Origin of the sequence: Sphingobacterium sp. UBA7038 (genome assembly GCF_002494055.1) — a bacterium.
GTDB lineage: Bacteria > Bacteroidota > Bacteroidia > Sphingobacteriales > Sphingobacteriaceae > Sphingobacterium > Sphingobacterium multivorum.
In genome coordinates, this window is record NZ_DLAV01000033.1 from 1 (window position 1) to 24,622 (window position 24,622).

Sequence of the window (24,622 nt, forward strand, 5' to 3'; positions counted from 1 at the left end):
ACCCTTCTTTTTTTCAGGGTTCCTTCTTTCGAAGTAACCGTCCCTCCCTTGCGGAGTTGTGCAAAGATAGGGAGTTTATAAACAAACTTCCAAGACTTTTGTTCTTATTTATTTCATTTTCACCTTAACTACCTGTAAGGATGCGAGATTCTTTTTGTAAAACAGGTGGTCGCAGGGTTTGGAACGCCGGATCCGGCAGCCCGGGCGGATGCGGGGAAGCCCAAGGCACCGTGAAAAAGGCTCCCCGGGGATTTCAGCACCGCCCGCAGCGGCAAACATAAGCAGCCAATACCGGGAACGAGATGCCGCGCGCAACTGATGGACGGAAGAATATCGGAAAAGCCGGAAAACTGTGCCACCGAAAAGATCGCATCGGAAAGAAACCGCAACGCAGGATATAACAGGGGACGGACGGATATCGGTAAGGTCGAAAAGGTGGCAGCACACAGGTTTTGGAATACGCTCTTTTGCAACTATACTTTCTTACCTGTTTACTTAGGTTTAGTTTAGGGTTTAGTTAGAGTTTGTTTAGGTATAGTATAGGTTAAAGCTAAACTAAACCTAACTTAATACTAAGCTAAATATAAACAAAAGCTAAACTAAAGAATAAAGCATCCTTAACTCTTCTTTATTTACTGGGGAAGCATGGCTCATTTAGGGAAAACTAGGGTTCCGCCTCGTGAAAATAACTCGGAAAAACACGCTATAAAGGCACAAAAGAATGCTAGGGCTCAGCAACGCATAAATACACACTTAGAACTCGCCTCTCCCCTAAAAGTTTATGTCCTATCATAAGGTAGGTATCAAGGTATAATTGAATCACAGCTAAAAACATCTTATTCACTTTAAAAGAGGATAGAAAGAATTTCTCACAGGAAGTTCATTCAGTTTTTAAAACGTCAAGACAATAACGAGATCCACAAGCTATACTCACTAAACACAGAAGCTCCGAATCATTCACTGCGATTCGGAGCTTCATTTGCGCCAGTTTACCTATCCTAGTCTCTTAATGCTGTAAGATCAGCCTTAGGCTTGGGTAGGTTCATGTTTTTAATTGCCAGACGACAGGCGTCAACCATTTCCTGCGTCATGGTATAGGTATACTTTCCATAATCGTCGTATTCCAAGGTACCAACGAAAAAGAATCCGTATTTATCAAAGAAATCCGTCAAATCCAATTTGGCCACTTCGCAGGCTGTTTTAACAAAATTCAGCTGATGGACGGCAGGATTACGCTCACCCATCATGCGATCTGAACTCCAATCTGAACGCTGTCTTCTTGATTTACTCATATTCTGCTGACGGAAAGCCTCAAATAGATCAGCATAAAAATCGGGGCGTTTTCCCTCACCCTCAAAATAGAGCTGTAACTGCCAAAAAGGAATCAAACGATCGAATACATCCGGATCGGACAAATAAGAAATTCGTTTTTCAATAATATTGGTCCTCGCTTTCTAAAAATTGTTCTGTTCTGAAACCCGAGTTTTATTACCAAACGAACGTGTTACATATAAGGAGAACAGGTTGTTGCTCACCTCACCCAAACCACCCCAATTAAACATTGGACGTGTCTGGTGTACGTGGCCCACCTCATGACTGAAACCCCAGCAAGGATCTCCTTTAATCACCGATTCCGGCGTTACCACCATCTTCATCGCGTAACCAACTTTATCGCCCATATAGGCAACCCCATCACCATCACGAAACATGTAATAATTATAGTTCACCCGCGCGAGAATACGATTCTTCGGTACTTTATTATATTTCTCCAATCCCATTAAGCGATGTTGTCTATACACCAGTGAATCGTAATTACGAATTAGCTCCACGCCTTTTCCATAAGCATACTGCTTCAATGCCTCTATTGGATAAGCCGTCTGAATATGCTCACCTTTTGCGTCCATAATTGGATAAATAACGTTTGCAATAAATAATCTGCGAGAGAACAACAGTCAACCGATTGCGCAAAAATAACACAATCGATTGAGTAAATTTTGTGATGGAATTCGGCTACATCTGCTAGCTGCAAAATATAGTTAATGGATACCTTTAAAAATTCTATTCCAACGTATTTTGGAAAGTCCATTACCATCTGCATTCCAGCTCATCCAGGTAAATAATGCTTTTCCGACAATATGATCTTCCGGAACAAATCCCCAATCCCGCGCATCGAGCGAATTGTGCCTATTGTCGCCCATCATCCAATAATAATCCATTTTAAAGGTGTAGGAATCTGTTCGGTTTCCATTGATATAAATCCCATCCGATTTCTTTTCCAACTGGTTATTTTCATACACCCGGATAGCTCGTTCGTAGAGTGGAAAGGTCTGTGCATTTAGAGGAATAGTCATGCCTTTCTTAGGAATGACAAAGGGGCCAAAATTATCGTAGTTCCATTTGTATTGTGGATCGTTTGGAAAGGTGTTTGCTTGGGTAACTCCCGGTTTTTCCAAGTTCATTTGCATGGATTTGACATTGGACCAGGATTTCACCATTGCCGCCTGTTCTTGGGTTAAAAATATGAGATAAGCGCCGGGCTGAATGGGAGAGACTTCTATTCCCATATCTTTCAAGCGCTGTTCGTCCAGACCAGTCTCATCGGTGATCACGGTATAATCCATCTGACTTTCCGGGGCGACAAAACCTGGTTTGTCGTTTACAAACAGTACCCCTTCTTTCATACCGATTTTATCTCCCGGCATTCCCACACATCGCTTAATCAAATGTTCACGTTTATCTACTGGGCGGGTCTGAATCGTAAATTGTTGATGTACGGCTTCACGCCCCATGCTACGCACCAAATCATAATAGGGCAAATCCTGATTTTCCACAGCAACAGTATCACCTGCTGGTGCATTAAAAACGATTACATCATTCCGTTTGATCTCTTGAAATCCGGGCAATCGTTTATAGGGTAGTTCAATAAGTTCAGAAAAGGCTTTCCCTCCTATTAATGGCATCGTATGATGTGCAAAAGGAAAGGCTATTGGTGTATTCGGGATGCGGGGGCCATAATTCAGTTTACTCACAAAAAGATAATCGCCAATGAGTAGAGACTGCTGCATAGAACCCGAAGGAATCATAAATGCTTCCAATAGAAATCCACGAATTAGCGTTGCAGCGACAGTTGCAAACACAATCGCGTCGGCCCATTCACGCACCATTGATTTTTTATAGGGATATTTCTTCTTATAGTCTATATACGATTCATGCGCAATTTCCAGTTCAGCTTCCTTTGTCGCCCCGCGACCTTCGGCATGCGCTGCTTTCAGATTTTTGGCGTATAGCCCATTTAGAAATTGCACATTTTTATCCTTGCCCCAAAGTGGCAGAACGATGAAAGGGACCAGTACTGCTGCGCAGTTTTCCCAAAATCTTCTTTTACCAAAACAATGAATAAAATCGAGGTAGAGATTATAAAATACAAAAATATTGACGATCGGAACCAGCAAAAGGATCAGCTGCCAGGTCTTCTTGCCCAGGATACGTGATTGGATCCACTGACTATAGACGGGCACAACTCCCTCCCAGCCTTTGCGTCCTGCTTTTTCAAATAGCAACCAAAAGCCGTAAGCGGCGGCTATAGTCAGTACAATAAAGATTGTAAGTATCATAAATTCGTTTAATTGCAGAATCAGTAATTAAAAAAAATATCAATAAATAATAAGTTTCTTTCTCTCCTCGGAAGAGGTTTTGGAAAGTTGAAGCTCATTGTAGCGCATAACGTACTTTATAAAAAGATCATAATCGTACTTCTTTTCATTTTCAAACTCAGCAAATAGCTCCGGTTCGTCATTGATCAAACGCCCCAAAGCAATTGTCCGCTTCTTTTTGCTGTTGCTAAAAAGTCCATTCGTATTGCTATTTATTTCAATCACCTCACCAGTTGACTTTTTTAATGCATAGGCATATTTAGACTTACTGACTCCAATGGATAACATCGTACCTCCACCGCCTGTACCAAACATCATTCCGCCGCCACCACCGAGATTCAAATTAGACACATAATAAACCATTATTTCTCCATCAACCAGCACTTCAGCAAAAGTTGGCTCCTCTGTATAATATCGACCTATTTGAAATACTTGTGGAGAAGTTCCCTGAACAGGTTCCAAGCCATTTTCGACATAAGAGGGTGCATAGACTTTTCTTTTTGATTCCCAGTAAGCACGAAATACCTGATCTGGGGTAAAAGTTAGTTTCTCTTTCTGTTGATTTTCAAATTTGAGTTGGTGATCCTTGATGGAGGAGATTTTTCCATAAAGGGTATCTGCGTTCATAAGCACTACGTAATCCAATTTTTTTGCGGCTTCCTGGGCACTGGCTGTCATTAGTATACTGGCGCAGGAAGACAAAATCACAGCAGTTAAAATTGATATGGCTTTCATTGAAATCTGTTTTTGTCAATAGCTTTTGATCGCATAAACTCTCTTGACTGTATTCACTTATACTTGGCACTCTCCGCCAAGCTTCACGTAAAACTACATAAAAATATGAAATTCAAGTTCAGCCTAAGGAGTTTTAACGTTTGTTAGCATTTTGTTTTGCTAGGTGCTTTCCTACGATACTGCGCAGAGATTTTAGGACCCCGTGTTTCTCAAGCAACAACAGTTGCACGGCAAAAAACAAAGCCACATCATTTTTGCTGATGTGGCTTACTGAACTGCGCATGCAATGATTTTAACTTTTATATTTACTTTCAAATGCTGTAGATGCTTTATTGACACCATTGCTCATATTTTCAAACGCTTTATTGATATTGTCAAGCAATGCAGACTCTTTGGTCGCATCTGGTGTTTTATTTTTTCGGAGCTCAATCAATTTGGGATAATCCTCCGTAACGATTTTCTTATACCCATTTAAGCCATCAAGCACTGCTTTTTGGAATGTCGCATCGCCTTTGAAATCTCCCAGATCTTCTACTTTCTTGATATCATCATTCAGAGATTTCTCCCAATCTGCACGTACCTTTTCGGCTTTCGTATAATCGGAACCATTCATTGCGGCATTCATCTCCGTCACATGTGTTTCACTACTGTTGATAACAGTAATGATCGAATTGTTGTACGCTGCAGGATCTTTTTCTCCCGAACTACAACTTGACATAGTCAATACCGCTACGGTCACCATGCCTGTAATAATTTGTTTAATCATTGTTGATCTATTTTTTCTTTATAATTCAGCATTAAATGCTCATTTACACAAAGATAGTCTTCAAATCATCGGGATTTCATCACGGAAATCAGGGATTTCCGGGGCCATTCAAGCTAAAGGGACATTAACTGATTGCGAAAGTTGTGATTGCCATTGCGTTGATCAAAACGGTCTGCAAGTTGATCCGCTAGTTTCCCATAATGGGTCGCCAGTTCACTTGCGGTGTAGGTATTTTTCCCTTGAAAAAGATTATGCTGATTGCCGAGCTCAAGTATAAAAGGTTCGTCGGGACCGAAGTTCTTCATGGCTTCGGCGATGTAGCAGGCCAATTGAAACATGGATCTATTTTCGGGACCATCGGCCCAAGGTAAAAAACGTTCGATCCATTCCTTGGCTTTACCACTATCGGTATAGGAAAAATAGGTTGCTAGTTTAATTGTCGAGATCAAAATTGCGGAATCCTTTTCTTTCTTAAAAACCTCCTTTTCTGCCAGCAGCGCCATTTTATCCGCTTGTTCGGTATCACCTTGCTTAAGACCTTCATAAGCCAGGTTCACGGCCGTACGCAAAGGGACATGGGAACAGGTAAACTGGCCTTCAATTAAGGGCAAGGCTTTCTCGGCCGCAGGAGCATATCCATACTGTAATAGTGTTGCTGATACTTCGGCATCCATTTCACAGGCTTCACAGTCGCTCATGTCATCTCTCTGCACAGCATTTACATTCTTCAATGCGCGCTCGACAGCAGCTATATCCTTTTGCGCAAGGGCATCACTTAACTCCTCATTGTGTATGGCACGCTTTCCATAACCGTTACGAATCAAGCGTTTTTCAAAGTCGCCCAAAGCTGCTTCAATCTGCTCACGGCTGACAGCAGGATTATCGTATAATTCGGACATCATCCATTTGTATTGCCATAAGAAATCTTCTTCATTAAAGAGTTCCGGATTTTCATCGTAAGCTTGTAATATCCACGCAAATGCGGGTAACGACTCGGTTGAAAAAGCGAGGTCTATCTCTTCACTGATTAAATCTAAACGAAGGTCATATCCCCATTCAATATCTTGGTTTTCATCTGCAATCCGTATAGCCTGTGTCAATAGATTAACCTTCTCCAAGGTATTGTCTACGCGTGCAACCTGATTGCGCAGTTTCTGAATTTTAAGTGTATACATCTTCTTATTCTCTTCTTTTAATGAAATATTTCCTTTTTAAATAAGCTCTCTAAAAGGTAAAGGGAAATTCTGACCTAGTGTAGAAATCCCTCCACCGCGTTAAAGATTCACAAAATTATCCAGCCCCATTACAATGAGGCTCTTTAGGGCTTCGTTCATGACCTTCATTTCCCGTTCCTGGACCGGGTACTTGCCCAAAATGAGTGCCTGCACGTAAAGTACTTCAATGACTGAACGCAGCATGTAGGCATCTTTAATATCCATTAGGGTGCTGATCAGCTGATTATCCGCATTTAAACATAAGGTATTCTGGATCTTATTCGGCCTGGATGTCTTGAGGACTTGCGCAAAAGGATTTGCATTTTCCTTTAATTGGCTAATCGTACTCTCTACACTATTTTGGTCCATTTTTGTAAAAATAGCTGGTGTATCAATCGGTTTAAACCGCCTAATTTCCAGGATACAGCTGTAATCGTCCAAAATGCGCTGCGCTTCTTTCTGAAAAGAAACATATTGATTTTGCTCATCCTCATGAATCGGCTGAAATGTTTCCAGGAGCTGATTTGGCGACATCTCTGTTATCTTATAGTCGGGGTATCGTTGTTTGATCTTGCGGAGCAACTCCGTATCAAAGGTATAAGAAGCATTCACAAGAATCATTCCCTGTGTATCGGCCATACGGTCAATCTGTTTGAAATCCTCAAAATCAGCGCAGTAATAGAGCTGCTGTTGCTGATCGATGATATTTTGGAAACTCCGCTGTCCGCGATTGGTTTCAAACGGGATATCAGCTAAAAAAATAGCCAGGAAGTCGGGATCTTCGAGCGCAAAAGCTTTTAAATGGAGATAATGTGTCTGGATAATACGTATATAAATATCGAAGTCTATCTTCTTCAGTTGTTGCAGATACGTTTTGAGCACAGCTGCAATTTCTTTTCGCGCCTGCCGCAATAGATCATTTTTCATCAGAGACTCCCGTGAGGCAGTAGCACTAAGTTCCTCTGTATTGACAAGCATCCGGACAAAAAATGCCCAATTTGGCAAAATAGACTGATCTTCTTCGGCAAGAAACATGCGCTTCAAGTAAATTCGGTGACGCTGCTTACTGCTAAACTGCGTACGGAAAGGTAAAATATACAACACACCCTTTGCCTTGCCCGCCTTCGTTTCAAATGGAATTGCATCCAAAAAGTTGACATGAAAGAGTTCTTTGCCTATAGCAAGCAATTCCGTCTTCGAAACCGATGGAGCCAGCCATTTGGGTTCTTCTTTATGGATGACCTTTTCGGCACCTCCTACAACAATATAAATGGTTTCTCGCAGCGCATCTCCATAAAACTTGATTTTTTTCTCAAAATAATCCCCTTCAAAAATATAGTTGAATTGCTTTTTAGGGCTTAGGATAACCCGTGTCCCGACAGGAATATCTTCTGTCAGACGCTCGATTTTATAGTCCCCTTCAGCTCTGGCCGTCCAACGTAGAGGCAGTTGTTCTAGAGCCGACTTTGTTTCAACAATAATCTCATCGCTGACCACAAAACAAGAAAGCAATCCAATACCAAACTTACCGATAAAGTCCTGAGCATCCTTGATGTCCTTACTCTTTGAACTCTCCCCGATAACCGACAAAAATTGATGAATATCGGCCTCCTTTAGGCCTATTCCATTATCGCTGAACAGAAACTTCGCCTGTTCAGTGCCTGGCAGCTCAATCGTTATTTTTCCCTGATGTTGTTCATCCAAGTGTTTCAATGCTGTAATTGCATCCACGCCGTTTTGAAGCAGTTCCCGAATAAATGTATTGGGATCGCTATACAGGTGTTCTGAGAGCAGTGCGATCATTCCTTTCAGATTGACCTGAAAGGAATAGGATTTTTCTTCTTGCATGTTTTTCTTACTTTCTCGTTTTCTTTGTCAATCGAATAGCATCATCATGTCCATTGTCTGCCGCCCGTTCAAACCACTCCTGGGCAAGATCTTCATTTTCTTCTACCCCATCCCCCATGAGATAACAGTTGGCCAGTTTATATTGTGCTTCAGCATGATCGGCTTCGGCGGCCTTCATAAGCCATTCGACTCCGTCTTGAAGGTCCATCGGTACGCCATCTCCTTCCAGCAGTTGCACCGCAACAAAGTAAGTGGCATACACATTCCCTTGCTGCGCTATTTCCATAAAATACCCATAGGCGGCTGCTTTATCGATCTCGGTACCTATTCCAAAATAATAACAACGGGCCAATCGGTAGCTCGCTTGCTGATTTCCTCGCTCCGCAGCTTGTGTATAATATCCAAATGCTTTTGCTGGCTGTGCTTCCACGCCGATACCAAACTCATAGCACATGCCAATTCCCTCCGTCAGATAGCCAAGTTTTTCGGCACGCATGTAGTAATCAAAGCCTTTGTCGTATTCTTCCCGCTGATCATAGTCGAAGAAAAAGTAGTCGCCAAGCAGCACGAGTGCCTCAGCTACATTTTTTTGTGCTGCCTCTTCCAAAAGCTGAAGACCATGCGCTGCATCCTGTTGCACCAAACCGGTCAAATAGTAACGTCCCAATACGTAAATTGCATAAGGGAACCCCAGATCAGCAGCTTTCTTAATATTTTCCTGTGCTTTAAATGTATCTTGATTCAATCCATAACCATATTCATAACAGAGACCCAGATCAGTCAAAGCCTGTACATGATTTCGTTCAGCAGCCTGTTGGTATAAAGCAATCATCCGGTCCAGATTTATCTCCGTACCTATGCCACCCCGGTAACATCGCGCCAGTTCATATATACTATTTAGCTCCTGCATCCCGGCTCCGGTTTCAAAGGCAGTAAAAGCTGCTTTCGGTTGGGGAGCTCCGGACTGGTGATAATCATTTTCCAAATAAATACCTTTTAAATAATAGTCATAGGGATAGCCAAGATCTGCCGCACGCGAGAAATAATCAAAGGCCAATTTATAATCCGGCTCGGATTTTAATTCAGCAGCTAAACCCATTTCAGTCAGCGCAGTAGCGTTATTATATACTGCCGCTTCCTCGAAGTAAGGCAATGCAGCTGCCAGATCAGGCGCATCATTATGGATTCCATACTTTAAGAATCTGCCGACTTGATATAAAGCTTGTGGCAGTTTATCTTTTGCGGCATCCTGATAATAATCAAAGGCGGCTTTGTAATCCGGAGCCAAACCCTCGTAACCAGATTCGAGCATATTGCCTAGACGCAACTTGGCGTAAGCAATATTTTTTTCTGCCATTGCGCTGAAGCGCTGGAATGCTGATGTTTCATTCCTAGGAAGGAACTGACCTTCGAGGAGGATTTCAGCAAGTTCAACCTGCGCTTCCACATAATTATCTTTCTCGTCGAGCAGATGCAATAAAGATAATCCCTTTTCGATGTCCTGCAGCGCGTTCTGATAGAGATAGAGACAAGCAAGACGATAGCCCGCATAATTGTTATTATAATCATATGCTTTCTGGAGATACCACAGCGGTTCTTCGAAATCCTGTTTTTCCCTATTTTCATTGCCTAATACCTGAAGTTTGATAAGTGCTATTTGCACCGCAGCATCCATCATTCCGTATTCAAACAGCTCTTGATATTCCGGTATAAGAAGCTCCTGTTCAATTGAGGAAGCCGCCCCCGCACGTTTTATTTCATTCAGCACAAATCTGCAGTAACGAGATTCAGCCATCGCAATACCCTCTTCCAGGGTTTCCAGGCGTTTGCCCCTATCCTCTTTACGCGCATAGTAAAATTGTAGCGCCTCATAATAATGGCGCAGTAGTTTCCTCTCCGGAGACTGCTTGAGCACCTGTATACGGTCAAAGACTTCTTCGTATTTATCGGTCCAGACATCGATATGGGCAGCATAAGCTATTCCCCAGCGATCTCCGCCCAACGCGAGCTCATCCAGTTCGGCCTTGACGCTATCGCGGTCGATAGCAGCCAGCATGCCTAAATAATTGTAGTATAAATAAAGAGGTCTTGCCCATTCAACACTCGCATCGATGCCTCTCTTCAAATAAAGGGAAGCTTTTTCTTTATCCACCACATGTCGGCGGCATAAAATATGCTGTAAGCCAAGCTCCACCCATGCGTGAGGATTGATTGCAGCATAGCGCTCTAATATTGTCCGTATTTTATCAATAAAAAAGGAATAATCCTCTTCGTTCAGATATACGTTTGCTGCAAAATCAGTTCCTTTTTCAAATAATGCATCATAAAGTGCAGCCGCACTGGGTTGCTGCAAGTTGTGCTCAAAATAAATCAGGACATCAAGCCATATATCGGGCGTAATCCGTTTCGAAAGGTCAACTGTCAATTGATGTTCAGCCGATTGCAATGCGGCAACTTTAATAGAATATTCTTCACTTAACTTCATATATCATCGTATGTACTACTTGTAAAACATGCTTTTTATACTCTTCAGGCGCCAAAAAGCAACAAAAACTTTGCCACTGTATCGTACAGTCAATTCTGTCTATTATAATGCAACTATATTGCTTTTAAAATCTTTTCCCTATATTTGTTGCAACTTAATTGCAATACATACAAGTTGGAATATATATGGATTGCACGACTTACGCTTTACGAATCGAATCCATTAGATGAATAGGTATATTATTTTTTCAATTATCGCAGCACAACAACTATTTTTTCCTTGCTATGGACAGGAGAAGAGCATCGAGCTTGAAGAAGTTAAAGTTGGCGGGCGACGTTATCACCGCGCAGCAGAGGGTGCGTTATCGATTCAGCTATTGACCGCCGACTCTATACAAAAATACCAAGGCGGGAGTTTAATGCAGACATTAAGCCGGCTTCCCGGTGTCAGTGCCATCGGCATAGGTGCCAATCAATCTAAACCGCAGATTAGAGGGCTCGGATTTAATCGTGTGGCAACGGTAGAAAATGGCATTAAACATGAAGGCCAGCAGTGGGGATTGGATCATGGACTGGAAATCGATCAATTCAGTGTGGGAAGTGCCGAGGTACTTAAGGGGGCCAGCTCATTTCTCTATGGCTCAGATGCCATTGGCGGTGTCGTTCGTTTAGCACCGCCAGCGGAACTACAGGAGACAGGTTTTAAAGGGCAGTTTAACCTATTGACAAAGTCAAATAACGCGACTTTTGGCGGATCGCTACAAGCACAGGGCAGAAAGGGGAATTGGATAGTTGGAGGCGGATTCACGCACCTGGAATATGGCGATTACCGAGTACCCACAGATACCGTCTATGTCTACAATTATGCGGTACGCCTGAAAGATCGGCATGTTCGCAACACGGCAGGACGAGAAACACATTTTCAACTACGTGGTGGATATCTATCGGATCGTTTTTCTTCGATTTTCTACCTGAGTAATTATCATACAAAGCTTGGCTTCTTTGCCAATGCGCATGGCTTGGAACCGCGGGGCGTCGATACAGCTCTTTATGACAAATCCAGTCGTGACATTGGTTTCCCTAGCCAGACGGTCAATCACCTGAAGCTAATTAACCGCAACTTTATCGATCTGGATAAGCATAAGCTTTGGATAGACCTGGGTTATCAGAAAAACTACCGCCAAGAGTACAACAATTACACCGCGCATGGTTATATGCCTCCCGTTTATCCAAACGATATGACTGTCCCGATCAATTTGGAAAGGTTGTATGACAAACGGGTCTATAGTATCACTGTAAAAGACCAATTTGAGTTGGCCAGACATCGACTTACCCTAGGTGCAAATGGAGAGTATCAGGATAACCGGATCGATGGCTGGGGCTTCCTCATCCCCTCATTTAACCAAAAAGCAATGGGCCTATTCGTATACGATCAATACAAGCTCGCGGACCAAACGATGCTGTACGGGGCGTTGCGTTACGATTACAGCCATATTCAGACGTCACCTTATCGGGATTGGTTCGAATCACAGCTGGAAGACAATCAGTCGGGAAGAATAGTTCGGGCTTCAGCGCTCAGTCGCCGTTTCAATAGCCTGGTTTGGTCTTTAGGAGCGGCACATCAATTCGGAGATCTGGAAACAAAAATCAATGTAGGAAAGAGTTTCAGGGCTCCTATTGCACAGGAGCTCGGTGCTAATGGTGTCAACTATCACTACTTCAGTTATGAAAAAGGCAATCAATCCTTGTCCCCCGAACAATCCTACCAGCTGGATTTATCATTGACCTGGAGTCCCAGAAAAGTCTTTGTCGCCTTTACGCCGTTCTTTAATTACTTTTCCAATTATATCTACCTCAACCCCACGTCGCGCTACGATCAATATTATGGTGCTGGCAATCAAATCTTTGAATATATGGAAAGCCGTGTTCGCCGCTATGGAGCTGAATTGAAGCTCAGCTATCAGCCTTTGAAACAATGGAAAGTAGAATTATTGGGCGAATACGTCCGATCAGAACAACTATCGGGTGCAAAGAAAGGCTATACACTTCCATTCTCTCCGGCGCCTTCAGCGTTGATGGACATCAGCTGGACAGCAAAAAACAGCAAACATTTTAAAGAGACCTACCTTTCCGTCGATTGCAAATGGACAGCTGCACAGCATCATATTGTTCCGCCAGAAGAGTCCACAGCAGCTTATCAGGTCTTCAACTTTCGAGCAGGAACACAGCTTCGGTTTTCGGGATCTGCCCTCCAATTACGCTTACAGGTTCAAAATCTATTTGATAAGAAGTATATGGATCATACCAGCTTTTATCGGCTGATCTCATTGCCTGAACAGGGGAGGAATTTTATGCTATCCGTTGGAGTTCCCTTTGGAAAACAGTCCAGATCATGACATGAATCACCGCGAATGAAGAATAAAAATAACATCTACCGAAAGACAACCGCTTTAAATGAGCCTTTGATCGCAATGAATTACGTGAATCGAAGGATACAGTGAATTCTTATACAATTTGTAACGAAGACACCTGAATAACCGAGCGTCACACAGGTATGCATACCAATAAAAGATATACGAATGAATAAAAATTTAAAAATGAAAGGATCTCCTATGAAAACACTTCAAAAATACACACTTATTACAGTGTTACTTGCCATGACTGTTGCCTGTAAAAAAGATAAGGAAAGCATTGATACCGAAAAACCGACCATCGCCATCGATTCGGAAACGGCTTTCCCAAAACAATGCAGCACAATTAAACGAGGCACAAGTTTTACTTTCCGCAGTAAGCTATCTGATAATGTCGCGCTCGGGAGCTATAGCATCGACGTACACCATAATTTTGACCATCATTCGCATAGCACTGAAATCGGTGAATGCACGGTTGAGGCGATAAAAACACCCGTCAAGCCATTTACTTTGGTCAAGACAGTTAATATTCCGGGGCAGCCACAGCAATATGATGCCGAATTAAAAATCGATGTGCCAGCAGATATCGATCCGGGTAATTATCATTTTATGATTCAGGTGACTGACCTGGCGGGATGGAGCAGCCAGAAGGGAATCAGCATCCGTATACTCGAGTAATACCATACATATTTATCAACTCAATTTAATTAAATCCATTTTACATGAAAACTAGAAACATTCGCTTCTTCTTCCTGTTAAGTACAATTCTTTTAGGCTTCCTATCGTCCTGTAAGAAAGATAACGAGGAAATTCCAGCACTTGCAAAACCCCAGATAGGCACACTTGAAATCGGCAGTGGCAATAATAAAACTGTCCAAGCGGGATCAGATCTTCATCTTGAAGGTGATATTGTTGCCGAAGCACTGATTGCTAAAATCGAAATTGAGGTACATCAAGAAGGTGGCGGTCAGTATAAGTTTACAAAAGCCTATACGGATGGAAAATACATTGGCGTGAAAAATGCGACATTTCATGAACATATTGATGTTCCCGCTGATGCTCCCGCCGGGGCTTATCATTTTCATTTTACGGTAACCGACAAAGCCGGAAATGCGACTACAGCTGAATCACCGTTGACTATACAAGGTTCAGATGCCAAAGTTGCTTATAAGCTTGTATTTACAGAAGTAGCCGGCGAAGCCCATGGAGACCATTTCCATGATCTTGCCGACAAAGAAAAGGTAGAGCCAATTGCTATCAGCTTCGATGAGAAGGGGACAGCATTGGCTGGAGGACATGCTCACCTCAATCCCGCAGGTATCTATAAAATTGAATTAAAACAATTTGATGCTTCTTCAAAAGAAATCCAGGGACAATACATCAGCAATAAAGCAACTGCAGATTACTACAAAGCATTCCTTACGGGTGGTTCTTTCGTTTTAAATCCGAATAGCAGTACAGAAAATGGTGCAATCTTTCAAACGAAAGAAACGAACTACGGTGATGGCACTGCAGTAAACGGAGCAACGGAGACGACAGGGATTATCACTTATTTTACGGCAGGAAAAGACAATGAAGGCGAGAAAAATGTATTCTTTGTACTTCGCAAGTTTAACGATGCCAGCACAAAGGCAAAAGTTACCCGTACTGACTGGAACTTATCGGATTATGCCACTAAGTTTGCTGGTCAAGACCTCATAAAACTATCTTTTGAACTCCACGCAGAGGAAGGAGAAGATTAGTTAGCGCGATAAACTCAGCCTACCTGCCCAAAAGAGCCTTCATGATTTCGCCGCTATGAGTGCGTGTAAAATCATGAAGGTTTTTTTATTTGTACAGAAATATCTGCTTAGTCCCTTACTTTCGTAAGCACATTTCCCTGTGGATCGCGTACCAGCTTCCACTCCTCTTTTCGACTTTTCACTTCAAACGCATAACTCACTTTCTGCTCGGCGGTAATCTTTTTTGCGTCTTCAATGCGATAGCCCGGAAAATCTCTTTTCACCCGGTCCAGCACACTCTTCGGTAGTTCTCTTTTGTTGATTTCAGTTTTATACCGCAAAAGTTTTCCGTTATGCTGAAACCAAGCTTCTTGGTCAATGCCAAATAGGCCCGTTTCAAACTCAGCTTCATAAACATTCCCCTTCAATTCCCAATCTACTTTTTTGGCTTTGGGAAATTTCTGCTGGAAACTATTCACCAAAATCCACATCAGCATGACTAGCCAAGAATTTTTTGCGCAAGTTTTTTATCTGTGAATAGATGAAATCAAGATTATCCGCCTGGTCCGTATTATCGCCCCAGACATGTTCTGCCAGCGCACTTTTGCTGACCAGTCTATTTTTGTTCAATAAGAAGTAGTTGAGCATATCGAACTCTTTCCGATTTAACGGCACAGGCTCCTGTGCAATAAATAAGCAGCGTTCATTGAGGTCCAGCACGATGTTTCCCATTTTCAATGTATGCTTACCTTCCCGTTGTTTCCTTCGTAACACAGCTTTAATCCGTGCATTCAGCTCAGCAATATGAAAGGGTTTTGTCAAATAGTCATCGGCCCCAAGCTCGAGTCCCTTTAGCTTATCATCCAAAGAATCCTGTGCCGAGATAATAATTACATTATCGGACTTACCTTCATTTTTGAGCTGATCGAGGATCTGCAGACCATTTCCTCCAGGCAGCATGATGTCGAGCAATATACAATCGTAGTCATATACCGCAACCTTTTCAAGTGCTGCCCGGTAATCTCCGGCGGTTTCTACCGTATATTCTTCTTTGATTAATGACGCTTTGACTATTTCCCTTAAATCTTCTTCATCTTCAATTAGGAGTACTTTCATCTTACCTTCTTTAACGCAATGAGAACCTTTGTAAACAGCATCGATATGCCAGCTATAAATGACAATTCACACACACAATTGTTTCTGACAAAGATACCTTGAATTTGGGAAAGATTTAGGAATATACTGCTAGCCTCCTATTTTAAACTGACATCCAGGTAAACCGAATGACGTCCGTAAGTATCATAAAAAGGTTTATAAAGGACATCATCAATATAAAATTCCAATGTTTCGGGATTCCCTTTAATAGACTTCGCAATATCGTTGGCGTCTAACGTTACTTTACGCCAGTCTTTTCTTGCTGCAGGTTCCTGAGCTGCCAATAAGATCGGCCCATAAAATAGGCTGGCAATATTGGGCTGATCCATAACCGGGTCCAGATGAAACTGAAATGGCATTTTAAGGTTAATCACATCGCCATCTTTCCAGCTACGGTTTAAGGTCAGGTAAGTTCCCGGCTCAGCCTTGATTTTTTGATCGACACCATTGATTGCAACAAAAAATCCCTTCGTTGCCCAGCTTGGCACCCGCACATGAAGTTCAAATTTGCCATTACCCTTTATCTTAAGTGATGTTTGATCCGCTTTCGGGAAACTTGTTTGTTGCTCGACGCTGATTCCGCGTTCTGTCCACTGTAAAGTAGAAGGAATATACAGATTGACATACAGCGCCTGATCATCCTTGCTCCTAAAATAGATCGTATTCTGCAATTTGGTACTGCTCTCAATAGCCGTACCATTGCAGCAGGTAAAGCCTTTCATATCAGCATTTCCAAACTGCTTGATAGATCCCGCGCGTAAAGGCACATGATACGTATTTGCTGGACTATTTTCTGCAACAGAAGCTAAGATATGATTGTATAATCCACGTTCATAATAATCCATCAACTCTGCGCGCTGATCGAACATAAACAAGTCACTTGTCAATTTCAGCATGTTATAGGTTGCACAGGTTTCGTTCTGCCCACCTGCAGAAAATCCATTTTCATATAATGTCGCCGGCTGACTAATAAAACATTCGGCATTGGCTGGATTTCTGGCCCCAGCCACACCACCGATACTATACATATAATCGTTGGTGGCCTTATACCAAAAGTTGTCCGCAATTTTATAATATTGGGGCTCATTGGACACCCGGTAAAGCTCCATGCTACCCACAATTTGAGGAATATGCTGATTGGCATGTAAGCCCCTAAAAGTATCTACATTTTTGGCCAGTCCATGTGTATGCGCGGCATCGCCGTAGAACATATCAATATTGTCAAATAAGCGGGCAGTTTTTAAATAGTTCTCTTCACCTGTTATACGATATAACCTTGCCATCACTTCATTCATTCCGCCAAATTCACCTGCGATATACGTATTCCACATCTTGATTAATGTCTCTGTCGGGACTTTATTTAAGCGTGTATACACCCAATTGCCCATTCCCTCTGCGATCTCCAATGCTTTTTTATTTCCACTTACCTCATAAACATCCATCAGGCCGGCCAGGATTTTATGCAGCGTATAATAAGGTGCCCAAACCTGGTTCTTCCGCCCGCCATATTTTGCGCCATGTTCAAGCATAATAAACTGATCCGGGGGATAGGCACTGATAAAACCTAGCCCCCAGTTCCAATAATCTGTACGGATTCCTTCGTCACTCAGGTCAGAATCATAAGCCGATTTACCGGGGCCATAAGGTACCGCAGCAGGATCTGCGACATAGGCTTGCCCCGCTTCTTTCTCTTGCCTCGGTGCGCCCGACAACTTTGACAAGGCATAAAGCACGCTGACCATGGTATCCATCTTCCCCAAAAATTTTGATTGGAGTGCCTTATCATAGCCTGTACTCGCATAAGCTTGTGCAATTGCCGTCAGGTAATGTCCTGTAGCATGACCGCGCAGTTTGATATCCTGGCTGTCCCATACCTCCAAAGGTTGCACACCGATCGGTTGTTTTTGCCCAAACGCGTGTCGAAACATATAGAGGAATGAATTGGGATCCGTTTTAGCCAATGTATCAATGAATTTATTGCGATTTTCAATAAACTTCGTTTGATGTTGCTTTACATCCGTATTAAGGGAAACCTGATCCAAGTGAAATGCCTCCAATTTTAAGCTAGGCATCTTGGACTTTACCTTCCCTTTGACTGTAATGATGGCTTTGGGTTTCAGATCAGTCCCGGGAACACGCCCCGTGACGGTGTAAGCTGTTTGCTGCGCGACGGCACTATTGTCGGTTGGTGCAGGCCACAACACACGCACTTTTGGTCCCACCATACCGTCTTTATATGTACCGACGACATAACTCGGCAATCGAGGCAGCTCGCCTATCGCTGTTTCTACGGTGACATCTGCAACCCCTGTTAAGAAGGCATTATAAAGCGCTGCTTTATTCATTGGAAATCGCGGTAGGTCATCCTCAGCCTTACCTTTAGAAGCAACATCTTCACGCACACCCTTCAACGCATTTCTATACACCATGCCGATCTGGTTTTGATTCAGTGGCACACGATAAATGCGAAAATCATGCAACAGTGCATTTAAACTTACATTGCCACCCGACAGGGATTTTCCGATGTATAGTGTCCTCTTGCTACCTGCCTGTCCAAAAACCTCGGTCAGCTCCTGTGGGATGTCGTTAACTTCTCCAGCGGGCATACCATCTAAATATGTTTGCATGGTCCCTGTAGCAATATCAACTACGATGGCCAAGTGCACCCATTTGTTTAAAGGCACAGCCGAAGAGACCGCATTTTTTACTTCGGCCTTCTTTTGCGCGATTATCCCTATATAGCCATTTTGTAGCGCTGTACCTGTTGGTGTCCCTGCAAAATGCCTGGTGATATCTTGTCCAAAATCGAATAAATACTGGCCAGACTGCGCTGCACGCAAATATATCCAACCTGTAATGCTGATCGACTCGAGATCAGCGAGTACTTTCGCTGGAAGTACGACAAAATCGTCCTTTCCTCCAGCGAGATAAAGCACCTTTGTAAATTGCTTATCTGATACAAATGAAGCTTTTGTGCCCTGGAATTTACCATGTAGCCCATTGCGCGACCAATCCTTAAAATCCCCATCAAAGACATAGCGGGCCACCATGCCTGTCTCCCCGATACCATCTAAGATCTGATCCCCACCCTGTGCCACAGCTACAGCGGTCATTTTGATAAAAATTGTGAGAATTGCTGCAAAATATATCGTATATCTTTTCATATCGCTATCTTTTATTCGCTAATGATTTATTGTTTAAAGATCACCCTCTAGCCCGGTGAAAGCTATTACCGTATCCTTTTCCTTGATTGTCTTCAACAGAAGACGAACAAGAAGAAAAGCAATCCCTATTAATAAGCTTCCAAAATCGAAGAATATTTTCTGTATTGCTGTCTATTTGACATTTATAAAATTAATGACTCTACATCATTATACATAGGTTTATTTTAGCCAATATTCTCCAGATTTTAACTACTGTCCATCGAGTCTACTGTCGTCCACGGGCCCACAACTCCTCCTGTCCCCTAGCAGAGGTAACACCACCACTATACTATGCCCATACTAAGAGCAGGTACCAACACCACTATAACGATGCCCATACAAACCTATGGAAACTCAGCCCGCCATGACCGATTACTCCTCGGTATTTTGTATTTTAGATTCGATATGATCTACTTTGGATAAACGAAATTCAAAAATTTGGGCACCAGTGATCAGTCTGGATGGTTTCCGCAAGGAACAGACTGCAGGGCGCGACGAACTCCTATTTAATGAACTGCATGGCGAACGGCTCATCGACAAACCGCATAAACATGACTTCTTTATCATAAATCTGTTCGATAAAGCATCCGGCGTCCATACGATCGATTCGATTGACCATATCATCAAAGACCATCAGGTTCATGTGCTCTTTCCGGGGCAAATGCACAAATGGCATGTCTATGCGGGTACAATAGGCTATCAACTCATGATTGAACGATCTTTTTTTGAGCACTTCGCCCCTTTCTTTCGCTTTTCATTCACCAATTACCAAAACCATCCCGTCATTGATCTTACCGCAGATGCTTTTGCACAATTGCATTATGAATTTGAATCTGTGAAGCAGGAGTTAAAAAGAGAAAATTCACTTATTCCATTGATAACTGCCCGAGCGGGAGTGATCGCAGCGATTGTAAGTCGAGAGGCCGAGTCTGCCTTCACCGAATTCAAAGTCTATCAGTCTGTTCCACGACTTGCAAAGTTCAATATGCTCATTGATGAATTTTTTAGGGAGCAAAAGCTCGTCGCCTTTTATGCCGAAAAGCTTCATATTTCGCCCAATTACCTGAATATACTGTGCAAAAAACATCTGAAAATATCAGCCACACAACTTATTCACCAACGGATCAGCATTGAAGCCAAACGTCTTTTGCAAAGCACAGAGCGATCCATTAAAGAAATTGCCTTTGAATTGGGTTTTGCAGATCAAGCTTATTTTTCAAATTTTTTTAAACAGCAAACGGGGGCAAGTCCAAGTGACTTTAGAGAAAATATTCATGTGGGGGAAACTCCAAGTCCTTTGAAAACAACTTGAAAAAAAGATAAATCACACAAAGAATGGCAGAAATCTCCCAGCAATAATAGGGTACCAGCTATGTAACTTTGTAAAAGACTGGTAGACTTTTTATTCCGGTCACAAAATAACATAATAGGAAATCAAATGAAATCAACGGCCCTTACACGCAAGGAGTTTATCAGAAACTCTGCTCTGGCTCTTGCGGGTGCAACATTTATCCCGGGAATGCTATTTGCAGAAAATCAACCTAATGTGGTTCATCAAGGACTTTTGAGCGGCTACCAAGGTAAAAAAGTTATACGTTGAAAAACGTGTTGTTGGAAACCGGATTTGAGTACGATGGTGATGGCAATGTAACCGCAACAAAGACCGGTCTTTTTTCCATTCAGATAGCAAACGGCAAAATCAAAAATATCAGTGCCAACAGCAACAGTGTTGATGCGATCGATGCAAAAGGACTTTTGATGCTGCCTTCTTTTAAAGATATGCATATCCATTTGGATAAGACCTATTATGGCGACAAATGGCAGGCAGTAAGATGTGGCCCCGGAGGTGTAAAGGGTATGATTGCTCTAGAACAGAAAATTTTGCCAGAACTGCTCAAAAATTCTACCCATAAAGCAGAAAAACTAATTGAACTGTTACAATCCAAGGGAACTGCCTTTGCACGTAGCCATGTCAATATTGAACCGACATCCAAACTAGATTCTTTACATCATCTGCAACTGGCACTTGAAAACAAGAAAAATGGATTTGGAGCTGAATTGGTTGCTTTTCCACAACACGGTGTCTTCTATACCGATTCGGTTCCTTATCTCAAGGAAGCGGCTAAAACCAATATTGATTTTATCGGTGGGGTCGATCCTTTTTCCATCGATGGCGCTATTGAAAAGACAATGGATTTTACGGTTCAACTGGCATTGGATAACAACAAAGGAATTGACATTCACTTACACGAGTCTGGAGAATCCGGTTTGAAAACTGTAGAATACTTAATCAATAAAGTAAACGAGAACCCTGTTCTCAAAGGCAAAACCTACCTCAGCCATTGTTTTGTGCTTGGTCGACTGGAAAAAGCCAAACAACAAGAAATGGCCGAAAAACTGGGCGCCGCACAAATCGGTATAGTTTCTACGATCCCATTTGGAGGGTTGATTATGCCTATTCCGACGCTCATGGAAAATAATGTTAAAGTCATGACGGGGAATGACAGTATTGTAGATCATTGGAATACTTTCGGAACAGGCAGCGTGCTACAAAAAGCCAATCTTGCAGCTCAGGTATACGGCCAGGCTACCGAATATGCACTATCCCGTATGCTGAAACTTGCTACTGCAGGCCCTACTCCATTGGATGACAAAGGCAATATGCAATGGCCAAAAGTCGGAGACAGTGCAGACATTGCATTCCTTGACGCAAGTTGCTCAGCGGAAGCTATTTCAAGAATATCGCCCGTAAAATCACTTATCTATCAAGGAAATCTTGTTTTTTAACCGTAAGACAAGCCAATAAACGATTCAGGCAAAAAACATCTCCTATGAAAACCAGAAAAGTTCGGGGTAATCATTGCCTTCGGACCTTTTGTTTATGATTTAAAATACTTCATGATCCGCGGTTCAATCCGATCGCTCAGTAGATAAGCCAGGGCAAGCATAAGAATTATAACACCTGAAAGGAGCAGGTATTTATTCAGATACAGATACAGGTGATTAAAAATAATAAAGCCGATGTGTTGATGGATTAAATACAGCGGATAGGTCAACATGCCGATTTTAACAAATCCAGACGAATTGATCGCCTGCAGTTTTTTACAGGAAACCAGTAACATGAGCAGGTAAAACACAACGATGGTCGCACCAATAATATAAGGTGAAAAGTCACTGTGGAAGGTTCGTTCCAACCAATGAATACGTCCCACAGCACCATCGATGGAAATGTACAAACACCAAGGTAGGGCCACAAAATGCTGGACTTTGGGCCCATGTAAAAACAGCTGACAAAATATAATTCCAGCAATAAAGTATGCACTCCAATCGAGTAAAAAGAACTCATGGATTGCGTCATAAATTTCCGAAGGCCCAACAAAAAAGCGTAGGCTGGACAATAGCAGCCAAAAATACACCAGATAATCTAAACCTATTTTTTTAAATTGATTTAGAATTAGAAATAAAGCGATGATCAGGTAAAATTTCAACTCCACATAGAGTGACCAATAAGCGCCATCGACATCCCCCTGTCCCCATAGCTTTTGCACCATAGTCAGATTAGCTAATAGTTGGGTAAATGTGACATGATAACGCGGTGCGCCCCAAAAATAAGAAACGATAAAAGTCAACAGCAAACAAATCCAATACATCGGATACAAACGCTTGAAACGGGAATAGCAGAACTTACGCAACGAAAGATGCTTAATGGAAAAAGCGATCACAAAACCACTGATGATAAAAAATAAGTCTACGCCCAGGTAGCCATATTTAAAATATTCTCCGACTCCATCGAAACCCAATAGCGACATATTTCCAGCTGCATACCCCCGATATAAGTAATGGTATAATACAACGGCGGATGCTGCGATAAAGCGAAACAGATCAATTTGGTAAATTCTTTTGGACTCAGACATTGGCTACAAAAATAGCGGAAGTATTGAAATAAAAAAATCTCCTACAATTGCTATTGAGGAGATTTTATAGATCTGTTAAAAGGATTTTACAAGCCTTCTGCTATAGTAATTACAGCACGACTTAATCGAGGATCATCGTAGTACATATTATCCACACCACCTTTGTATATTGTTCTTAGTTGAGAAGGGTTCACATTAAATTCTTTCACCAATACATTATAGATTGCCTCTGCACGTTCTTTACTCAAACGCTCATTAGTTTTCGGAGAACCTGTACCACTATCTGCATAACCTGTAATCGTATAAACAACATTTGCATTTGTTTGCTTGATCACTTTAGCTAAAAATCCTAAGTTCACACGAGCCTCGTTGCTTACCGTGCTCTTATTAATTGGGAAGGTAAGTAATACAGGCGCAGCGATCACTCTGTTTTCAACTTTGATATCAGTGATAACTTCCGTTTTAGCATTTGCCAATTGAGTTTTCAATGCTGCATTATCCGAAGCCAAAGCATTCACACGATCCACAAGTGATCTAAGTTGAGCCTCATCGTATCCGATAGTGACGGTTTCAGATTTTTTCCAGCTATTCTGTTTGAATTTATAAACCAATCCCAATGTAGCAGACAAAGGCCCTTCATTACGTCTCTCTCCCTCTTCACCATCAAATCTATCATTCACCATCGCACCACGTACGTCCAATGTAAGACCGAATGAATTGCTTAGACGAAATGTGTTATAAACCCCTATGTTTGCGCTCACTTCACGTTGTTGTGGATTTTTAGCATCAGATTTAGTCCACATCCAGCCTAAACCTGCATAAGGAATCAATTCGTAGAAACGGTTTTGCTTATAACCTCCAAAGATATTCATCAAATTAAACATCGCATCACCATGCACATGATTGTATTTAAATTCCTGGTTTGTCAACCAATACCCCTCCCAAGGAAGCTTGCTGTACGGAGTACCATCACTATGACTTCCATTTTGAGTAAGGCCTTTTACTTTAAACCCCGTATACCCCGCACGAACACCAATACCAGGCGTAAACCATTTACCAATATAAAAATTAAAGGCTGGTGTTATTCTATCACCAAATTTCATCTCGTCATTATGGTCTCCAAAATAAATTTGAGCACCGGCACCGGCACCGATAAACCAGTTACCAAAGAATTTATTTGTTTCGAATTTATAGCGATCAGTACTTTCCACAATAGTGGTATCTTTTCTCAATTGAAAAGATTGGGCTTTAGCCCCAATAAAAAGAGACACCGCGAAAATTAGTGTAAAAAATTTCTTAGTCATAGAGACGATTTAAGTTAATAAGTATTTTTTTAAAATATGACTTTTATAAAAAACGATTAATAATGATTAATAATATGATTTACTTTTCATTATCAAATTTACAAAATTCTGATTATCAATATCAATAACGCAAAAGTACTGAAATTGTTCTTAAATTGGAAAAAAAATTTTTTTAAAAAAAAATTGTAATGATACATCACTTGCGTCCTAAACG

17 protein-coding genes and 1 pseudogene are annotated in these 24,622 nt (G+C 41.9%); 6 read left to right on the forward strand and 12 right to left on the reverse strand.

Annotated elements, in window-relative coordinates; genetic code table 11:
• Positions 1-998 precede the first annotated feature (998 nt).
• From B3H30_RS20325 to B3H30_RS20355, 7 genes and pseudogenes are all read right to left on the reverse strand, one after another.
• Positions 999-1,904, reverse strand: a pseudogene (locus B3H30_RS20325) (M60 family metallopeptidase).
• Positions 1,905-2,036: 132 nt separating this feature from the next.
• Positions 2,037-3,614 (reverse strand): signal peptidase I, encoded by a 1,578-nt coding sequence (gene lepB / locus B3H30_RS20330; RefSeq protein WP_286709963.1) that lies wholly within the window; start codon positions 3,612-3,614, stop codon positions 2,037-2,039.
• Between the two features lie 39 nt (positions 3,615-3,653).
• Positions 3,654-4,388, reverse strand: a complete 735-nt coding sequence (locus tag B3H30_RS20335) for a hypothetical protein (RefSeq protein ID WP_146753107.1) — start codon at positions 4,386-4,388, stop codon at positions 3,654-3,656.
• 292 nt (positions 4,389-4,680) lie between these two features.
• Positions 4,681-5,154 carry an LIC11966 family surface protein gene (locus B3H30_RS20340; protein WP_286766816.1) on the reverse strand — a complete coding sequence of 158 codons (474 nt, stop codon included), beginning with the start codon at positions 5,152-5,154 and terminating at the stop codon, positions 4,681-4,683.
• 113 nt (positions 5,155-5,267) lie between these two features.
• Positions 5,268-6,329, reverse strand: coding sequence for a hypothetical protein (locus B3H30_RS20345; RefSeq protein WP_286766815.1), 1,062 nt, complete (start codon positions 6,327-6,329; stop codon positions 5,268-5,270).
• A 99-nt stretch (positions 6,330-6,428) separates the two neighbouring features.
• The gene (locus B3H30_RS20350) at positions 6,429-8,216 is read right to left on the reverse strand and encodes an HSP90 family protein (protein ID WP_286834828.1); all 1,788 of its coding nucleotides are present in this window, start codon (positions 8,214-8,216) and stop codon (positions 6,429-6,431) included.
• A 7-nt stretch (positions 8,217-8,223) separates the two neighbouring features.
• Positions 8,224-10,701: a tetratricopeptide repeat protein gene (locus B3H30_RS20355; RefSeq protein WP_286834829.1), complete on the reverse strand. Its 2,478-nt coding sequence runs from the start codon at positions 10,699-10,701 to the stop codon at positions 8,224-8,226.
• A gap of 226 nt (positions 10,702-10,927) precedes the next feature.
• On the opposite strand from B3H30_RS20355, the gene B3H30_RS20360 reads away from it, so the two are divergent.
• The 3 genes from B3H30_RS20360 (at position 10,928) to B3H30_RS20370 (ending at position 14,853) form a co-directional block, all read left to right on the forward strand.
• Positions 10,928-13,096 carry a TonB-dependent receptor gene (locus tag B3H30_RS20360; protein ID WP_286834830.1) on the forward strand — a complete coding sequence of 723 codons (2,169 nt, stop codon included), beginning with the start codon at positions 10,928-10,930 and terminating at the stop codon, positions 13,094-13,096.
• 183 nt (positions 13,097-13,279) lie between these two features.
• Positions 13,280-13,789, forward strand: coding sequence for a DUF4625 domain-containing protein (locus B3H30_RS20365; RefSeq protein ID WP_286834831.1), 510 nt, complete (start codon positions 13,280-13,282; stop codon positions 13,787-13,789).
• A gap of 44 nt (positions 13,790-13,833) precedes the next feature.
• Positions 13,834-14,853 carry a DUF4625 domain-containing protein gene (locus B3H30_RS20370; RefSeq protein WP_286834832.1) on the forward strand — a complete coding sequence of 340 codons (1,020 nt, stop codon included), beginning with the start codon at positions 13,834-13,836 and terminating at the stop codon, positions 14,851-14,853.
• Positions 14,854-14,960: 107 nt separating this feature from the next.
• On the opposite strand, the gene B3H30_RS20375 is transcribed toward B3H30_RS20370, so the two are convergent.
• From B3H30_RS20375 to B3H30_RS20385, 3 genes are all read right to left on the reverse strand, one after another.
• Complete coding sequence (locus tag B3H30_RS20375) at positions 14,961-15,329, reverse strand: PepSY-like domain-containing protein (protein ID WP_286834833.1); 369 nt, start codon at positions 15,327-15,329, stop codon at positions 14,961-14,963.
• Positions 15,304-15,948 carry a response regulator transcription factor gene (locus B3H30_RS20380; protein WP_286834834.1) on the reverse strand — a complete coding sequence of 215 codons (645 nt, stop codon included), beginning with the start codon at positions 15,946-15,948 and terminating at the stop codon, positions 15,304-15,306. The genes B3H30_RS20375 and B3H30_RS20380 overlap by 26 nt, the downstream gene beginning before the upstream one ends.
• Before the next feature lie 137 nt (positions 15,949-16,085).
• Positions 16,086-19,151: a beta-L-arabinofuranosidase domain-containing protein gene (locus B3H30_RS20385; protein WP_286834835.1), complete on the reverse strand. Its 3,066-nt coding sequence runs from the start codon at positions 19,149-19,151 to the stop codon at positions 16,086-16,088.
• Between the two features lie 454 nt (positions 19,152-19,605).
• Here B3H30_RS20385 and B3H30_RS20390 point away from each other — a divergent pair, with 454 nt between their 5' ends.
• The 3 genes from B3H30_RS20390 (at position 19,606) to B3H30_RS20400 (ending at position 21,977) form a co-directional block, all read left to right on the forward strand.
• Entirely contained in the window at positions 19,606-20,502 is an 897-nt protein-coding gene (locus B3H30_RS20390) for a helix-turn-helix domain-containing protein (protein WP_286709336.1), read from the forward strand.
• A gap of 126 nt (positions 20,503-20,628) precedes the next feature.
• Positions 20,629-20,790, forward strand: coding sequence for a hypothetical protein (locus tag B3H30_RS20395; protein ID WP_172462441.1), 162 nt, complete (start codon positions 20,629-20,631; stop codon positions 20,788-20,790).
• Between the two features lie 5 nt (positions 20,791-20,795).
• The gene (locus B3H30_RS20400; protein WP_286709338.1) at positions 20,796-21,977 is read left to right on the forward strand and encodes an amidohydrolase; all 1,182 of its coding nucleotides are present in this window, start codon (positions 20,796-20,798) and stop codon (positions 21,975-21,977) included.
• Positions 21,978-22,069: 92 nt separating this feature from the next.
• Here the strand turns inward: B3H30_RS20400 and B3H30_RS20405 are convergent, their stop codons facing one another.
• A complete protein-coding gene (locus B3H30_RS20405; RefSeq protein ID WP_286709335.1) occupies positions 22,070-23,104 on the reverse strand; it encodes an acyltransferase family protein in 1,035 nt (344 codons plus the stop codon).
• Between the two features lie 86 nt (positions 23,105-23,190).
• Positions 23,191-24,408 (reverse strand): OmpA family protein, encoded by a 1,218-nt coding sequence (locus tag B3H30_RS20410; RefSeq protein WP_112375421.1) that lies wholly within the window; start codon positions 24,406-24,408, stop codon positions 23,191-23,193.
• Between the last annotated feature and the right edge of the window lie 214 nt (positions 24,409-24,622).

Coding starts and splice junctions, on each gene's coding strand:
- lepB (WP_286709963.1), bottom strand. CDS start 3,614: ATGATACTTACAATCTTTATTGTACTGACTATAGCCGCCGCTTACGGC.
- B3H30_RS20335 (WP_146753107.1), bottom strand. CDS start 4,388: ATGAAAGCCATATCAATTTTAACTGCTGTGATTTTGTCTTCCTGCGCC.
- B3H30_RS20340 (WP_286766816.1), bottom strand. CDS start 5,154: ATGATTAAACAAATTATTACAGGCATGGTGACCGTAGCGGTATTGACT.
- B3H30_RS20345 (WP_286766815.1), bottom strand. CDS start 6,329: ATGTATACACTTAAAATTCAGAAACTGCGCAATCAGGTTGCACGCGTA.
- B3H30_RS20350 (WP_286834828.1), bottom strand. CDS start 8,216: ATGCAAGAAGAAAAATCCTATTCCTTTCAGGTCAATCTGAAAGGAATG.
- B3H30_RS20355 (WP_286834829.1), bottom strand. CDS start 10,701: ATGAAGTTAAGTGAAGAATATTCTATTAAAGTTGCCGCATTGCAATCG.
- B3H30_RS20360 (WP_286834830.1), top strand. CDS start 10,928: ATGAATAGGTATATTATTTTTTCAATTATCGCAGCACAACAACTATTT.
- B3H30_RS20365 (WP_286834831.1), top strand. CDS start 13,280: ATGAATAAAAATTTAAAAATGAAAGGATCTCCTATGAAAACACTTCAA.
- B3H30_RS20370 (WP_286834832.1), top strand. CDS start 13,834: ATGAAAACTAGAAACATTCGCTTCTTCTTCCTGTTAAGTACAATTCTT.
- B3H30_RS20375 (WP_286834833.1), bottom strand. CDS start 15,329: ATGCTGATGTGGATTTTGGTGAATAGTTTCCAGCAGAAATTTCCCAAA.
- B3H30_RS20380 (WP_286834834.1), bottom strand. CDS start 15,948: ATGAAAGTACTCCTAATTGAAGATGAAGAAGATTTAAGGGAAATAGTC.
- B3H30_RS20385 (WP_286834835.1), bottom strand. CDS start 19,151: ATGAAAAGATATACGATATATTTTGCAGCAATTCTCACAATTTTTATC.
- B3H30_RS20395 (WP_172462441.1), top strand. CDS start 20,629: ATGAAATCAACGGCCCTTACACGCAAGGAGTTTATCAGAAACTCTGCT.
- B3H30_RS20405 (WP_286709335.1), bottom strand. CDS start 23,104: ATGTCTGAGTCCAAAAGAATTTACCAAATTGATCTGTTTCGCTTTATC.
- B3H30_RS20410 (WP_112375421.1), bottom strand. CDS start 24,408: ATGACTAAGAAATTTTTTACACTAATTTTCGCGGTGTCTCTTTTTATT.